The organism is Mesobacillus sp., from assembly GCF_047739415.1.
Classification (GTDB): Bacteria; Bacillota; Bacilli; order Bacillales; family Cytobacillaceae; genus Mesobacillus.
Genome location: NZ_JBIQOE010000130.1, coordinates 1 through 16,034 on the forward strand (window position 1 = coordinate 1; position 16,034 = coordinate 16,034).

Annotated in this window: 17 protein-coding genes; 14 read left to right on the forward strand and 3 right to left on the reverse strand. The window is 41.6% G+C overall.

Going from position 1 to position 16,034, the window contains the following annotated elements; translation table 11 throughout:
- Window positions 1–367 precede the first annotated feature (367 nt).
- The 8 genes from ACH0QE_RS10175 (at window position 368) to ACH0QE_RS10210 (ending at window position 6,596) form a co-directional block, all read left to right on the forward strand.
- Entirely contained in the window at window positions 368–730 is a 363-nt protein-coding gene (locus tag ACH0QE_RS10175) for a hypothetical protein (protein ID WP_415800580.1), read from the forward strand.
- Window positions 731–1,219: 489 nt separating this feature from the next.
- Window positions 1,220–1,318: a YjcZ family sporulation protein gene (locus tag ACH0QE_RS10180; RefSeq protein ID WP_023615168.1), complete on the forward strand. Its 99-nt coding sequence runs from the start codon at window positions 1,220–1,222 to the stop codon at window positions 1,316–1,318.
- Between the two features lie 36 nt (window positions 1,319–1,354).
- Entirely contained in the window at window positions 1,355–1,486 is a 132-nt protein-coding gene (locus ACH0QE_RS10185; protein WP_192472635.1) for a YjcZ family sporulation protein, read from the forward strand.
- Between the two features lie 251 nt (window positions 1,487–1,737).
- Window positions 1,738–2,265 (forward strand): RNA polymerase sigma factor, encoded by a 528-nt coding sequence (locus ACH0QE_RS10190; protein WP_415800581.1) that lies wholly within the window; start codon window positions 1,738–1,740, stop codon window positions 2,263–2,265.
- Window positions 2,249–2,866, forward strand: a complete 618-nt coding sequence (locus ACH0QE_RS10195) for a hypothetical protein (protein ID WP_415800582.1) — start codon at window positions 2,249–2,251, stop codon at window positions 2,864–2,866. The genes ACH0QE_RS10190 and ACH0QE_RS10195 overlap by 17 nt, the downstream gene beginning before the upstream one ends.
- 307 nt (window positions 2,867–3,173) lie before the next feature.
- Window positions 3,174–4,469: an ABC transporter substrate-binding protein gene (locus ACH0QE_RS10200; protein ID WP_415800583.1), complete on the forward strand. Its 1,296-nt coding sequence runs from the start codon at window positions 3,174–3,176 to the stop codon at window positions 4,467–4,469.
- Between the two features lie 268 nt (window positions 4,470–4,737).
- Window positions 4,738–5,730: a carbohydrate ABC transporter permease gene (locus tag ACH0QE_RS10205; RefSeq protein WP_415800584.1), complete on the forward strand. Its 993-nt coding sequence runs from the start codon at window positions 4,738–4,740 to the stop codon at window positions 5,728–5,730.
- A complete protein-coding gene (locus tag ACH0QE_RS10210; protein ID WP_415800585.1) occupies window positions 5,727–6,596 on the forward strand; it encodes a carbohydrate ABC transporter permease in 870 nt (289 codons plus the stop codon). Before ACH0QE_RS10205 ends, ACH0QE_RS10210 begins: the two co-directional genes overlap by 4 nt.
- 45 nt (window positions 6,597–6,641) lie before the next feature.
- Here the strand turns inward: ACH0QE_RS10210 and ACH0QE_RS10215 are convergent, their stop codons facing one another.
- Window positions 6,642–6,878, reverse strand: coding sequence for a hypothetical protein (locus ACH0QE_RS10215; protein ID WP_415800586.1), 237 nt, complete (start codon window positions 6,876–6,878; stop codon window positions 6,642–6,644).
- A 189-nt stretch (window positions 6,879–7,067) separates the two neighbouring features.
- Window positions 7,068–7,520: a YkvA family protein gene (locus tag ACH0QE_RS10220; RefSeq protein WP_415800587.1), complete on the reverse strand. Its 453-nt coding sequence runs from the start codon at window positions 7,518–7,520 to the stop codon at window positions 7,068–7,070.
- Window positions 7,521–7,808: 288 nt separating this feature from the next.
- On the opposite strand from ACH0QE_RS10220, the gene treP reads away from it, so the two are divergent.
- The 5 genes from treP (at window position 7,809) to ACH0QE_RS10245 (ending at window position 13,399) form a co-directional block, all read left to right on the forward strand.
- A complete protein-coding gene (gene treP / locus ACH0QE_RS10225; RefSeq protein ID WP_415800588.1) occupies window positions 7,809–9,215 on the forward strand; it encodes a PTS system trehalose-specific EIIBC component in 1,407 nt (468 codons plus the stop codon).
- Window positions 9,216–9,258: 43 nt separating this feature from the next.
- Window positions 9,259–10,944, forward strand: a complete 1,686-nt coding sequence (gene treC, locus ACH0QE_RS10230; RefSeq protein WP_415800589.1) for an alpha,alpha-phosphotrehalase — start codon at window positions 9,259–9,261, stop codon at window positions 10,942–10,944.
- 269 nt (window positions 10,945–11,213) lie between these two features.
- Complete coding sequence (locus ACH0QE_RS10235) at window positions 11,214–11,624, forward strand: YugN family protein (protein WP_415800590.1); 411 nt, start codon at window positions 11,214–11,216, stop codon at window positions 11,622–11,624.
- 145 nt (window positions 11,625–11,769) lie between these two features.
- A complete protein-coding gene (locus ACH0QE_RS10240) occupies window positions 11,770–12,951 on the forward strand; it encodes an alanyl-tRNA editing protein (RefSeq protein ID WP_415800591.1) in 1,182 nt (393 codons plus the stop codon).
- A 235-nt stretch (window positions 12,952–13,186) separates the two neighbouring features.
- Entirely contained in the window at window positions 13,187–13,399 is a 213-nt protein-coding gene (locus tag ACH0QE_RS10245) for a hypothetical protein (protein ID WP_415800592.1), read from the forward strand.
- A 119-nt stretch (window positions 13,400–13,518) separates the two neighbouring features.
- Here ACH0QE_RS10245 and ACH0QE_RS10250 read toward each other — a convergent pair whose 3' ends face one another.
- Window positions 13,519–14,388, reverse strand: a complete 870-nt coding sequence (locus ACH0QE_RS10250) for a metal-dependent hydrolase (RefSeq protein WP_415800593.1) — start codon at window positions 14,386–14,388, stop codon at window positions 13,519–13,521.
- A 147-nt stretch (window positions 14,389–14,535) separates the two neighbouring features.
- Here ACH0QE_RS10250 and ACH0QE_RS10255 point away from each other — a divergent pair.
- A partial coding sequence (locus ACH0QE_RS10255; protein WP_415800594.1) for a peptide chain release factor 3 occupies window positions 14,536–16,034 on the forward strand: 1,499 nt, incomplete at its 3' end.

Below are 16,034 nucleotides of genomic sequence, written 5' to 3' on the forward strand. Positions count from 1 at the left end.
TTTTGAGTTGTGGATAACTTCATGAAGTCTTCTTAATCCAGCTCCAGCGCCTAGCCCCTCGAGACGCTTCGGTCCGCACAATGAAGTCAAAGAACGACTTCACCGGTCGGCCCTCCAGCGCTTGTCGGGGCTGAACGAGGCGCTTGCGCTTTTTGTTCTTGTTTTGTGTTAAAGTGTACTTCTTGATTTTAGTCAGAAGTTACACCGGGTTCGGACAAAACGCCGGCTCCGCCTCATGAATTTGTCCGAAGTCACACCAGTTTCAGACAAAACATCCATGGAATTTTTTCCATACCCTAATATAATCTTACGTTTATTCGAATTGTCTTTTAGAATAGGAGTTGGGGGAAAACTGGAGGCAATTAGAATGATTTATAAAAAAATAGCTGGGATCAGCATGTGGCAATTGAACAGGACACTGAAAAAACTGGCTTTTGCAAGAATGGAACTGGAAAAACAGATGCGGAAGGAATTGATTGTGGTCCTTCTAGAGCCTAAAAAAGAGAAAATACTAGCGACTGCGGAAGAGAAGAAAGAAATTGAGCGAGCAGTTCAGGAATTAAGCGGGTTTGAGACATTAAGACTCTGTTTGCTGGAAGATTGCAAACCAGTGTATATGGAAAAAGTGAACAATAATAGTGTTTCAAGATGGCTGGAAATCCCGGTCAAACCTTTGATTACATATGAATTTCTATATGAAACTCAGGAAAGTCAGGTAAAAATAGGATAGGCATAATCTGTGCGAAGAAGAGGACCAATCAAGGTTCTCTTTTTTTTGTCCATGTTATTCAGCACGTCCTTTTTTACTAAATAAATAAACTTTTTACACTTAGATTAGTGTCTAGCTCCAGCGCCTAGCCAGTTTTCATCCTGAGTCGGCTTCCTTGATTATCTTGCGAGAAGCGTCAGCTTTGAGGAGCTCGAGACGCATGTCTAGTGTCGCCTCCTAGAAACTCCGAAACTTCAACTCCGCCGGCAGAAGCAAAAAGCGCTTCTTTGTCGGAGTCTGCGTTTCTGGGCAGTCGGCTATACTTTTCCGATTTCGGTCCTGTCAATAAAATCAAAGAACGACTTCACTGTCAAGCCCTCCAGCGCTTTTCGGGGCTGACCAAGGCGCTTGCGCTTTTCAGAATTGGGCTAGTATTTTTTTCGGTGTTTAATTGCACAAATGTCCCGGCCTGAATAGGATATAGGGACACAAAAAAAGGAGGTTGTTACGATGTCTGAAGGATGCGGCTATGGTGGCGGTTTCGCCCTGCTTGTAGTATTGTTCATTCTTTTAATCATAATCGGAGCGTCTTGGGGTTTCGGTTACTAAATTTTGAATAAGTAAACTTCATTAGGAGGTTTTATCATGTACGGATACAGCGGAGGCTGTGGATATGGCGGTTACGGTGTAGGAGGAGCTGGATACGGCAGCGGTTTTGTTTTGATCGTTGTGCTGTTTATCCTCTTGATCATCGTCGGCTGCGCATGCTATCGCTAATAAAAACATGGAAAGAGGCTGTCACAAGGGTCAGTATGACTGTTGACAGCCTCTTTTCTTTTGTTCTGGGTTTAATCTAAGAATCGAGATTATCCATAAGTGATACTCATTTTTACAGAGGGTTAGTCAATTAGAACGATGAAAAAAATGTGAATTATTGTTATTTTTAAATAAATTAAAAATATTCCGAAAACAGTGATTCTTTTTTTGTGCTTGTTCGTCTAACTGTCTGTAAAAAGGGGGGGAGAATTTTGAGCGATCACTACAGCATTCGTTTCCAGAAGGTTTACGAGGATTACAGTGACAAGGTTTATGGCTATCTCCTATTATTGACCGGTAAAAAGGAAGTCGCAGAGGATTTAACCCAAGAAACTTTTTTAAGAGTGTACAAGCATATTCATCAGTTCAACGGCGATTCGCAGATTTTCACATGGATAGTGAAAATCGCCCGTAATGTTGCAATTGACCATTTAAGGAGAGGTAGAAGGCTGCGATTTTTTTCATTGGACAAGTATGCCATCGAATCATGTCAGCCATCCCCGGTTGAAATCATTGTAAAAGGAGAGAAGACATCACTCCTTTACAAAGGGATCAAAGCACTGAAGCTCAACTACCAGGAGGTATTAATTTTAAGGAAAATTAAAGAATTTTCGATTAGGGAAACCGCACTGATCCTTGGCTGGAGCGAAAGTAAAGTGAAAATTACTACTTCGCGGGCAATGGCTGCCTTAAAAAAAGAGTTAAAGAGAAGAGGGGAAATCATTGAAGAAATCATTTGAACTTGAAGATAGCTTCAGGAGCCTTAGCCAAATTCCAAGGTCGGAAATCCAAAAACGAAAAACTTATAATACAATAGTCAAGACTGGAAGGCCGGATAGGCCGATTGGCTACATAGCAAGGAATTGGACGGGCAGTCTCCTGACAATTGTCATGATATTGGTTTGTGCAGCTTACCTTCTAACAGAAATCAAAAGTCCTTCACAGGCAGGACTAGCTGCTCTCAATCCTGCAGAGTTATTTGCATCAAGCGAAATTGTCATTACGTATCTCACTAAATCTGACTCTGCTGAACATTTTAACCTTCACTCGAACCTGACAAGAAAAGGAGTTGCCATCATTGATGAACCGAATTGGCGGGGGATAATGAACAGGACTGTCAATGGCCGAAACAATGTGGAAAATGCACCAGAGATGGAAGGCGCCTATGATTTATTGTTGATCTATGAGGGCAGGAAACCAGATAAATGTAAGTTATGGATTAATGAAGAAAATGTATATATCAAAAGAGTGAAAGAACAACGCGTATATAAAGTAGAAGCAAGTAAAGCAGCCAAGGTAATAGCCATGATTGAAGATATGGAGAAACAGGTTCAATTTTGAACCTGTTTTTTTATAGTTAAGGAAACTATAAAATTTTTGAGTTGTGGATAACTTCATGAAGTTTTCTTAATCCAGCTCCAGCGCCTAGCCCCTCGAGACGCTTCGGTCCGCACAATGAAGTCAAAGAACGACTTCACCGGTCGGTCCTCCAGCGCTTGTCGGGGCTGAACGAGGCGCTTGCGCTTTTTGTTCTGGAACTTTTCTACTATTTTTTAAAAGAATTACAGAATATGTTTAGGGTAATGACAATCGTGGTAAGAGTAAGTTTGTACTTATTAATCAACTTGAATATACAGGAGGAAAAGATATGAAGAGGGGTCTAGCATTTATTATTGCAGTATTTATGCTAATTGGCTTGCTGGCTGGATGCTCTGGGGAGCAAAAAGCTGAGGCCGAAAAAAAGAAGGACGGAAAAGTAATTGTAGATTTCTGGACGTTCTGGGGTTCAGAAACAAGACGTCCAATAATTGAAAAAATCATCGATGATTATAACAATTCCCAGGATAAGGTGTTTGTTAAACATACTTTCTTGCCATGGGGCGACATTTGGACCAAAAACCTTGCCTCAGTTGCAGCTGGAAACCCGGCTGATGTCATCATCAATGACATCAACACAGTTGCCCAGCGTGCTGAAAACAAGCAGGTAGAAGATTTAAGTCAATATATTGATGATTCATTCAAACAAAAATTTTACCCGCATTTATGGGATACTGTCGAGTATGACGGGAAGGCTTACGCTGTCCCATTCAATACAGATACACGTCTTCTTTTCTATAACAAAACGGCTTTCAAGGAAGCAGGACTTGATCCTGAGAAGCCGCCTGCAACCTGGGCGGAATTAGAGGAGTATGCGAAGAAATTAGATATTAAGAATGGCGATCGCTATGAACGAGTTGGATTCTATCCTTTATGGGGAAGTGTCGGGGCATCCAGCTGGATGACAAACGCAGATAGCGGCAAGGGTTTTATTGATGATGGAGAGTTGACTATCAACACACCGAAAAAAGTTGAAGCCCTTAATTGGATTCTTGACTGGAAGGAACGTCTAGGAGAAAACACTGTACAAGCTTTCCAGGCAGAATTCGGAAGTGAGCAGGCAAATCCATTCATTGCAGGAAAAGTTGCAATGTGGGTTGATGTGGGAACATTCTACACACAATTAAGAGACTATGGACAGGATATCGATTTTGGCGTAGCACCGATTCCTGCAAATGAGGAAGGTTCAGGTAACTGGGCTGAAGGCGGCGGATTCGTTGTTGAAATTCCGAAAGGTGCCAACAATCCAGAGGAAGCAATGGACTTTATTAAGTATCTGACAGATGTTGAAGCACAGAAGTACTGGTCGGTTAAAAACTATGACAATGTAGCGAACATTGAAGCAGCTGAGGCAGCACTTAATGAACTCAAAGGTCCGGATAAGATGGTCTACGAAGCTACTGTCAAAAACCTGGAGCAAACAAAGATGTTCCCAGTGCCAGTTGAATACCCAGATTATCATAGCAGATTGAACCCGCATATCGACAATGCACTATTAGGGAAAACTTCTCCTGAAAAAGCATTGAAAGAAGCGGAAGAAGATATAGCAAAAATGAAAAAGGAATAATCACAGAAGGAGAAGGCGCAATACGCCCTTCTCTTTTTAAAAATTCTTAGGAATTAAATGCCTGTAGTTTTCGAAATAGTCAATTAAATAGGCTCGCTTCGTAAACTTTGTTGCCTTCACAATCATTATTAACTCATTCAATGCTCGGAAGTCATTTCGAAATGAGCCCAGAATCCAAAAAAGAATGCGGATAACAGAATGTGCTCGAAAAGCAGCAATCAATGCGAAAAAGCCATTAAATAAAAGCAACAAGGGGGTTTAGGAAAGTATGAAGTCTTCAGATACAACATTAGACCACACAGAAGCTGGGTCAAAAGTAATAAGGGGACGTAAAACTGTAGAAGCAGCCCGAACGAAGGGTCTCAGCAGAAATGCAAAAGACAATCTTGCTGGTTATTTATTCATCTCACCATGGATCATTGGGTTTCTCGGTTTGACCTTAGGTCCATTGCTATTCAGTCTGGCTGCAAGTTTTACAGATTACAATATTACTTCAAAGATGAATTTCATTGGCCTGGAAAACTATAAACGTATGTTCACGATGGACGATTTATTTCGCACTTCTCTTTTTAATACCCTTTATTATGTTATCTTCTCCGTTCCACTAACGACTGTAGGGGCTATTTTTCTAGCCACACTTTTAAATCAAAAAATAAAGGGAATGAAGTTTTTTCGGACAATTTATTATCTGCCGGCTGTATTATCAGGTGTAGCAGTGTATTTTCTTTGGATGCAGCTTTTAAGTCCTTCTACAGGGCTGGTCAACACGATGTTAGCCTGGTTTGGGATTGACGGCCCGGCTTGGCTGTTTGACCCAGAATGGACAAAGCCCGCATTACTATTAATGAAAATGTGGAGTGTAGGCGGGGGGATGCTTCTATACCTGGCAATCATGCAAGGGGTATCGCCTCAGATGTATGAAGCAGCAGATATTGAAGGGGCATCGCCGTGGCAGAAATTTTACCATATTACGCTTCCAATGATTTCACCGATTATCTTTTTTGATGTCATCACCAGTACGATTGGTGCTTTCCAGATTTTCCAGGAAGCATATGTTATGACTGAAAACGGAAGCGGAGGTCCAGGAAATTCGTTATTATTCTATAACCTGCATATGTGGAACAATGCATTTGAAGTCTTTAACATGGGATATGCTTCTGCAATGGCCTGGCTGCTTTTTATTATTGTGATGATTTTGACAGCAGTAAATATGAAGCTTGGAAAACGATGGGTACATTATGAAGGGGGTGACGGCAAATGAGTGCAACAACAGCGCCAAAATTTTACGAGACTAAAAAGTTCAAAGAAAAGGTGAGACTCACATTTGTGACCCTGCTGCTCCTTGCCGGAAGTACACTAATCTTAATGCCGTTATGGTGGATGATTTCGACTTCACTTAAATCACCCGCAGAAATTGCGCAATATCCGCCGACGTTTTTACCAAAGGAATTCAATTTCAATAATTATATCGAGGCTTGGCAGACTGCGCCTTTCACTCGTTGGGCATTAAATACAATTTTCCTTGCAACAGTCGGCACAATCGGAAGTGTACTTGTCAATTCACTGGTTGCATATGGCTTTGCAAAAATCAAATTCAAGGGAAGAAATGCTCTCTTTGTCCTGGTACTCTCTACGATGCTTATCCCGGGGTTTGTGACAATGGTGCCGCAGTATATCCTCTTTTCGAAGCTCGGATGGATTGATACCTATCTGCCATTGCTTGTGCCCGCATTCCTGGGCAGCGCTTTTTTCATCTTTCTGCTGCGCCAGTTTATGATGGGGATCCCGAATGAACTGGTCGAAGCTGCCGTCCTTGATGGTGCAGGCCACCTCCAGATATGGTGGCATATCATGCTCCCATTGACAAAGCCCGCATTGATTACAGTAGCTATTTTTTCATTTAACGGTGCATGGAATGACTTGTTAGGGCCATTGCTTTATATCAATGATGAAAGCAAGTATACGCTGCAGATTGGTCTGCAGACCTTTAAGGGTACTGTTCAGACGCAGTGGCATTACTTGATGGCAATGTCCGTCACAGTTTTGTTGCCGGTCATTTTGTTATTTTTCTTCTTCCAGAGATATTTCATTGAAGGTTCAAATATCTCTTCAGGCACCAAAGGATAAAAGAAACAGAAAAAGGATGCTGAGACTGAGCATCCTTTTTTATTGCTAATTCATGACTGGGCAGGTTGTTAGCCATACGCCAGATACACAGGTTCTATAACCATTATGATAAACGTACTTAGTGCATTGCCAGCATGTGTACCCCTCTGGATTAATGCCGGTTTCAGCCTGGTAATCCTCAACAGAACTGGCACTTCTATTTTGATTTTGTGAAGAAGAGGCAATGACAGAACCAGAGAAAACGAGCAATAATACAAAAGTCAACATGAACAGTTTTTGCATGATTCATCCCCCTTATTTTTAATGAAACATTCTAATAGTAAATCTTGTAAAAAATTTACTATTTATAATAAAGTACGGAAAGGAAGATTAAATTAGAATAGGACAAAGTGTTTATTCCCTAAAAGACCACTTTCGAACTAGAAGAAGAACTCGAATTTTCCCAATAAAAAAAGCCCGTTAAAAATCGGGCTAATTCAGGCTTTGTGCATCTTTTTCTAGGGGGATTTCTTCAATGATTGTATTGCTTACTGTATGACTTTCCCTCCAAATGCGGAATCTTTCCAAGTCCACACTGATTTGTTTTAAAACAAAACCAATTACTGCCGCGTCATCGACGATTCCGAGCCCAATGAGGAAATCAGGAACTAAATCAACGGGAGATACGAAATAAATAATCGAAGCGATGATAGTCATGATGGATCTTGTCGGGATTTTTCGATATTCTCCCCGACGCCAGGCTCCCACTAAATCAAAAAGGAGATGAAGGTTGTCCCAAATTTCTGCAAGTGAACCTTTGTGATCATCAGCCTTTTTGCCGGCGTCCTTTAATAAAACATCAGTTTTCTCAGGTTTGTTTATATACTCTTTTGCCTTGGATTCAAATTTTTTATATCCTTCTTCGAGTTTTTTTGTGCCTAACATTACAAACACCCTTCCCGCTAAAATCCTTATTTCTTATTTTTACCCTATCACTGCTTTTAACAAAACATCTCTAGCAACTGGAAAATTCTTGTCATGACTGTCAACACAAGTCACAAGGCTGTTTGAAATCAATTGTTTTGGGAATTTTAAAGAAGGATTAAAAATAGTTGACTATTCATGTATATACAAGTAAAATGAAAACGTAAACAACATGTATATACAAGTGTTGCGGGTTGATAGCAATCTTTTTTTATAGTTAATGAAAACGGTAACAGGAGGAGAGTAATTATGGATCGACAAGCAGTTGAACAAATTATTGAAGCTGTTGGAGGCAAAGAAAACATTGCCGCTGCCACTCACTGTGTTACAAGGCTGCGCTTTGCCTTGAAGGATGAAGGGAAAGTGGATAAGGAAAAACTCGAGAATATTGATCTCGTAAAGGGATCCTTTTCCGCAAATGGCCAATACCAGGTCGTTATAGGACAGGGTCTTGTTGATAAGGTATACGCTGAAATGGTTGCGATTACCGGAATTGGGGAAGCGTCAAAAGAAGAAATAAAAGATGCTGCAGCCCAAAACTTAAATCCCCTTCAAAGGGCGATCAAGACACTGGCAGATATCTTCATTCCAATCCTGCCGGCGATTGTTACTGCTGGTTTGTTGATGGGTATCAATAATATCCTGACTGGAAAGGACATCTTCTTTGAAGGACAGGCATTTATTGACGTTTATACCGGCTGGGCCGATTTTGCCAGCATCATTAATTTAATTGCAAATACAGCCTTCGTGTTCCTGCCAGGGTTAATTGGATGGAGTGCAGTAAATAAATTTGGCGGCAGCCCGCTACTTGGTATTGTACTTGGACTCATGCTTGTACACCCGGATTTGTTGAACGCATGGGGTTACGGGGCAGCAAAAGAAGTTCCTACATGGAATTTGTTTGGACTGACAGTTGAGAAAGTAGGCTATCAAGGTCAGGTATTGCCGGTATTGTTAGCTTCTTATGTCCTTGCAAAAATGGAAATCTTTTTACGAAAGCGGATCCCTGATGCGTTCCAGCTATTAACGGTAGCTCCAATAGCTTTATTGGTAACAGGTTTCCTATCATTCATCGTGATTGGGCCAATTACTTTCGCGATTGGGAACTTGATTACTGATGGTGTTGTCGGAATCTTTGATGCAGCACCTGCTATTGGCGGATTGATCTATGGTGGCCTTTATGCACCGCTTGTTATCACAGGTATGCACCATACCTTCCTGGCAGTAGACTTGCAGCTGATTGGAACCATTGGAGGTACTTTCCTATGGCCGATGGTAGCTCTATCAAATATCGCACAAGGTTCAGCAGCTTTTGCCATGATGTTTGCAGATAAGGACAATGAAAAATTAAAAGGTCTGTCGATGACATCAGCTATTTCAGCATGGCTTGGGATCACTGAGCCTGCTATGTTCGGTGTGAACCTTCGCTACAGATATCCATTTATCGCAGCGATCATCGGTTCAGCAATTGCTGGTATTGTTATCACCCTCCGTGGGGTAATGGCACCATCGATTGGTGTTGGCGGCCTTCCGGCTTTCCTATCCATCTTTACTGAGTTCTGGGGTGTTTTCTTCATCGGGATGGGAATCGCGCTTGTCGTACCATTCGTACTGACATTCATTATGGCTAAAACAAGAAAGAAAAAAGAAGCATAATCGCAACTAGAGAGTGAATCCTGATGGAGGTGGATGTTTTATTATGACTGAACCATGGTGGAAAAAGTCGGTTGTCTATCAAATCTATCCAAAGAGTTTTTATGATACAACTGGCAATGGAACAGGCGACCTGCCGGGGATTATCGCCAAGCTGGATTATTTAAAAGAGCTGGGAGTGGACGTAATCTGGCTGACGCCGGTTTATGATTCACCGCAGCGGGATAATGGCTACGATATTAGAGATTATTATCATATTTATGAAGAATACGGGACGATGGAAGACTTCGACCGTCTTCTTGAGGAATCACATTTACGTGGCATCAAGATAATCATGGACTTAGTCGTGAACCACTCATCAACTGAGCACGAGTGGTTCCAGGATGCCCTGAAATCCAGGGAGAGCCGCTACCGCAATTATTATATCTGGAAAGACCCAAAGGAAGGCGGAAGTGCACCGACTAATTGGGAATCCAAGTTTGGCGGCAATGCATGGGAATATGATGAGGCGACGGGACAATACTACCTTCATTTATTCGATGTGACCCAGGCAGATTTGAATTGGGAAAATGAACAGCTCCGCAATGATGTATATGAGATGATGCATTATTGGTTTAAGAAAGGCGTCGACGGCTTCAGGCTTGATGTAATCAATCTGATTTCAAAGGATCAGGAATTTCCAGATGATGATGGGTCAGTACCACCGGGGGATGGCCGGAGATTTTACACGGATGGACCAAAAGTTCATGAGTATTTGCAGGAAATGAATCGTGAAGTTCTTTCCGAATATGACAGCATGACGGTTGGAGAAATGTCTTCTACTACAATCGAAAACTGTATTAAATACTCGAATCCTGAACGGAACGAACTGAGCATGACATTTAACTTCCATCATTTAAAGGTGGACTATCAAAATGGTGACAAGTGGACCCTTGCAGATTTTGACTTTCTTGCTCTAAAACGGATTTTATCTTTGTGGCAGGTTGAAATGCATAAAGGCGGCGGATGGAACGCATTGTTCTGGTGCAATCATGACCAGCCGAGAGTCGTTTCACGATATGGAAATGATGGTGAATACCACCGCGAATCGGCAAAAATGCTGGGTACAGCAGTCCACATGATGCAGGGAACGCCTTATATCTACCAGGGCGAAGAAATCGGCATGACCAATCCTTATTTTGATAGGATCGAGGATTATCGTGATGTTGAATCCTTGAATATTTATAAAATCAAAATGGACGAAGGTATGTCCAAAGAGGAAATCCTGAAGATTTTACAAAGCAAGTCAAGGGACAACTCCAGAACGCCTGTCCAGTGGAATGCACAAAAGCATGCAGGTTTTACAAACGGGACTCCATGGATTAATGTTGCCAGGAATTATCAAACCGTAAATGTAGAGAATGCGCTGGCTGATAAAAATTCGGTGTTCTATCATTATAAAAAGCTGATCCAGCTGAGAAAAAAATATGACATCATCACCTATGGCGATTACCAACTCATCCATGAAGAACATCCGGAGATATTTGCATATGTAAGGAACGGACAGGATGAAAAACTGCTTGTCGTGAATAATTTTTATGGAAAAGATACTGTGTTTGAATTGCCCGATTCAGTTGAAGCTGAGGGCTATCAAGCAAAAATCCTGCTTTCCAATTATGAAGATTCTTCTGAAGATATATCAGTGATCAAGCTGCGCCCATATGAATCGATTGTTTATCAATTAACGAAATAAGAAAAAGTGGAGACCCTCGGGTCTTCACTTTTTTTACTATATTTGTAAAAAGTAGTGATAATCAACGATATAGTAGTGATTATGGCTTGAAACATAGTGATTGTGTTTTATTTCGTGGTGATTATACGGCTAAACGTAGTGATTATCGTTAAATTCGTAGTGATTAGAAGTCCTATAATATTTTTACCAGTGTGCTGCTGGAGGTTTGATGATCTATTCGCGGTGGAAAAAGTGAATATACTAATCCATTACGAAATGAGGTTTGCACTATGATTCCAATTCAATCTAATATAGACGGAAAAGAGCTACCTGTCGGTGAATTGAAGAAAAAGCTCGGGCCGCTTGGCTTCAATGTCAATGGTCAGTGGGAATATGACCATGCATATATCGATTACAAGTTGAACGACGACGATGGTGACCGTCAGTATGTACGAATTCCCTTCAAATCGACTGGTGGTCTATTGGATGATGATGGAACCTTTGTCCAAATTGGGACACCATTCCTGCTTGATCATCAATTCCAGACAGATGTTGATGAGGAGGGGAACATCGGAGCATTGACCGGATCTTTTGACCAATTTAAATCACCCGCTGACAAGGATGCTCCATTCCCAAAGGGACTTGTCGAAGAAGGAAAGACATTGGTCAACAAGGCAGAGCGCGCCTTAGGAACCTTATAGTAAAGCAGCGACAGCTTCCAGTAATATTGGAAGCTGTTTTTATGTAGATTTGGCCTGCTATTCGATATAACCGATACGTCTACTTACTATCAAAAAAATGCTATACTTGTTAGCATAAGTTTTATTTCGGGGTGTGAAGATTGCCATGGAAAACAAATTATATTATCAAGATGGATACATAAAAAACTTCTCTGCAGAGCTGATTACGCAAAAAGAAGACGAATCTGGGAGGATATACGCAATCCTTTCACAGACAGCTTTTTACCCTACAGGTGGTGGCCAGCCATTCGATACCGGGTTTTTAAATGGCGTTGAAGTAGTGGATGTCGAGGAAGTTGGCGGTGAGATTCGCCATTACATAAAAGAAGAATTGACGGAAGGAAATCGTATTGAAGGGTCAATTAACTGGGCTCGCCGATTTGACCATATGCAGCAGCATGCTGGCCAGCATATTCTTTCGGCTGCGTTTGAGGAGCAGTATGGATACAAAACGGTCAGCTTCCATCTTGGAAAAGATACACTGACAATCGACTTGGACACAGAAAATCTTGGTGCTGTTGAGGCTGAAAAAGTGGAGGAGCTCGCTAACCAGGTAATTCTAGAAAATCGTCCAATCCACACCAAATGGGTAGGTGAGGATGAATTGAAGCAATACAGGCTCAGGAAAGAGCTATCTGTATCGAATAACATCAGGATCGTCATCATACCCGACTTTGACTACAATGGATGCGGTGGCACGCATCCAAACAGCACTGCAGAGGTCGGCTCATTGAAAATTCTGGGATGGGAAAGGCAAAAGAAAATGGTACGTGTTGAGTTTGTTTGCGGCAAAAGGGTGCTTAACAAGCTTGGCCAAAAGCACGAGGTCATCAAGGAGCTCACAGCTATGCTCAATGCACCAGAACAAGAAATGAGTTCATCAGTAACAAGACTGCTTGATCAAAAGAAAGAACTTGAGAAAACAATTGAGAAAATGAAGGATCAATTATTAAAATTTGAAGCAGACGAGATTATTGGTTCAGGGAAGAATGATATCGTCAGCCGCGTATTTCAGAACAGGAGTATTCAGGAACTTCAAAAGCTGGCCAGGCTGCTCGTTTCGACTGCAGAAGATAAGATTTTCTTACTTGCGTCAGAAAATGAGGACAAGCTGCAATTCGTTTTTGCAAAAGGTAAGAATTCAGTAGGAAACTTGAAGGTATTGTCCCAACGTGCACTATCGATCATTGATGGCAAGGGTGGAGGGAATGAAATGCTTGTACAGGGTGGGGGCAAATGGATCCCAGGTGAAGAATTCATCCAGAAGGTTACCGGAATTATCCAATAAATTGAATGAAATATGAAGAACCAAGACTATGTTAAGGAATATAGTTCTAGTGCTTAAGTGGTGATTTTATCAAAAAAACTGGATATTCGATGGCTATTTCCAAGGGACATGAAAAAACACCGACTTATAACCTAATTTTTACAGATGGATTGGTTATTAATGAAAGTTTTACCATTTAAAAATAGGTTTAACTCCCTCATAATGGAATTCAACCAGAGAAATAGGGGGAATCAGAATGTTTGAAGTTGAAAGAGGATCTGTAGAAGAGGCAATCATGATCCTGCAAAATCTCGGTCTTAATGTGAATGAATACGAGAAGACGAATTCAATGATTCCGGTAGAAAAATATAAAGAGTTATTGGAATTCACGATTGCTGTAGCAAGGAAAACGAATGAGGTTACGGTCACAATAGATGAAATGATGGATGATATAGCAACGAAAATGTAATCGATAAGCAAGAGCAGCCAGATGAAACCTTTGGCTGCTCTTTTTTGCTTGTATGGAAGAAGCCCGCCGAAACTGTCAAGTACTTGTCGGGGCTGACCAAGGCGCTTTCGCTTTTCTTCCTATTGAGTTTTATCAATGTATTCGAACAGGAAGGATTGTCCGTTTCGGTAAAAGCGTGGATCGTAGACTCCTAATCTATTTCCATCGTCAACAATCACGACAAATGGTGACCAATCTGTAAGCGTCTTAGCTTCAGGTTTCTCAGAGAATAAAACATTGAGATTGGCATCCTCAGCTGAAGTAAGCTTATATTGAAGCTTTCTTTCGGAGAAGAGATTATCCTGGAAAATATTCACTTCGCTATCGCTTTTCGCGATTACTGTATATGTCCATGGAATGAAGCCGGCAGAAAGTGCAATCTGTTCATAATCATCTTCATATTGATTATAAAGCATCCAGCCCTGGACACTTTGGATAATAACATGCAGAGCAATGAAAACCCATGCAAGTTTAAAGTAGGATGGACTTTTTAGCTTATTAAACTTTGACGCAATAAATGCAGTTCCGAGAATCACCCAGAATACGAAATCAATGATGGGGATTGTCCCAAATGTGATTCTAATATTGGAAAATGGTTCGAGATAGCCAGTTCCCCAGGCGTTGAATAAATCACTTGTATTATGGATCATGACTGCCAGCCATCCAAGGAAAAAAAGTTTTGCATCTTTTACTTTAAATAGAAGGAAAGATAGTAGAATAAATAAAGCGGCCCACAATGGTGTCAGGAAAATCGAGTGGGTAATACCTCGGTGCCACATCTGGTAGAGTCCTTCATTATCCCAAAGTTGTGAAACGACATCGATGTCTGGGATATGGCTTGCACCGACCGCGGTAAGTAAATAAGCACGCTTCTGCGATTTTTCCATATGTTTTTTATCAACGGCGCCATATAAGGCTAAACCGAAAAGTGTATGCGTAACTGAATCCATGCTGCACCTCCTGAAATTATTATAAACGTTAAAGGAAAATATTTAAAAGTTCTGATATGTAATTGCAGGATTGCAAACTTACCGCCAGAAAGATAAGATTAAATTTATGAGGAAATTTGCCTTTAAACAGAAAGGAAACATTTAAACATGAAAAAATTAAAAGATGAAGTACAATCGCGAAGGACCTTTGCGATTATTTCCCACCCGGATGCCGGGAAAACGACCCTTACGGAAAAGCTGTTGCTGTTCGGAGGCGCAATCCGTGATGCTGGTACGGTAAAAGCTAAGAAGACAGGGAAGTTTGCGACAAGTGACTGGATGGAAATCGAGAAGCAGCGTGGAATCTCCGTTACATCCAGTGTCATGCAATTCGATTATGATGGCTTCAAGGTGAACATTCTTGACACACCAGGCCACCAGGATTTCTCTGAGGATACGTATAGAACGTTAACTGCGGTCGACAGTGCCGTGATGATTATAGACTCAGCAAAAGGTATCGAGGACCAGACTCTAAAGCTTTTCAAGGTTTGCCGTATGAGAGGAATTCCGATTTTTACCTTTATCAACAAGCTTGACCGCCAGGGTAAAGCCCCTCTTGAGCTGCTTGCTGAATTGGAAGAAGTGCTTGGAATCGAATCTTATCCAATGAACTGGCCGATTGGCATGGGCAAGGAGTTCCTAGGGATTTATGACCGATTCAACAACCGGATTGAACAATTCCGTGTAGATGAGGACAAACGCTTTGTTCAATTGAACGAAGAAGGAGAAATCGAGGGTGAGCATTCACTGAAAGAGTCTTCACTATACGACCAGACTTTAGAAGAAATCATGCTGTTGGATGAAGCGGGAAATGAATTTTCGAAAGAGCGGATTGTTGATGGAACATTGACACCTGTATTTTTCGGAAGCGCACTGACGACTTTCGGTGTGCAGACATTCCTTGATTCCTATTTGCAATTTGCGCCGCCACCACAACCTAGGAACTCGACATTAGGAGAAATTAATCCTCAATCAGAAGAGTTTTCTGGCTTTATCTTTAAAATCCAGGCAAACATGAACCCTGCTCATCGCGACAGAATCGCTTTCCTGCGCATCTGCTCAGGCAAGTTTGAGCGAGGAATGACCGTCCAGCTTAGCCGTACAGGAAAATCAATGAAGCTTGCGCAGTCTACACAGTTCATGGCTGATGATCGCAGCACGGTTGAAGAAGCTGTAGCAGGTGACATCATCGGACTTTATGATCCGGGCACATACCAAATTGGTGATACGATTGTTTCAGGCAAGGAAGGATTCCAGTATGAGAAGCTTCCACAATTTACACCAGAACTTTTCGTAAGGGTTTCAGCAAAGAACGTCATGAAACAGAAGCATTTCCACAAAGGAATCCAGCAGCTTGTCCAGGAGGGAGCTATCCAGCTATTCAAGACATTGAAGACCGAAGAGTATCTTCTTGGTGCTGTCGGACAGCTTCAATTCGAAGTATTCGAAGCGCGGATGCGCAACGAATACAATGTAGAGGTCCTGATGGAAAGACAGGGTCCCAAGATTGCCCGCTGGATTGAAGGGGACGATGTGAACGAAAACCTGTCCAGCTCGAGGAGCCTTCTTGTCACGGACCGTTATGACAAAAAAGTATTCTTATTCGA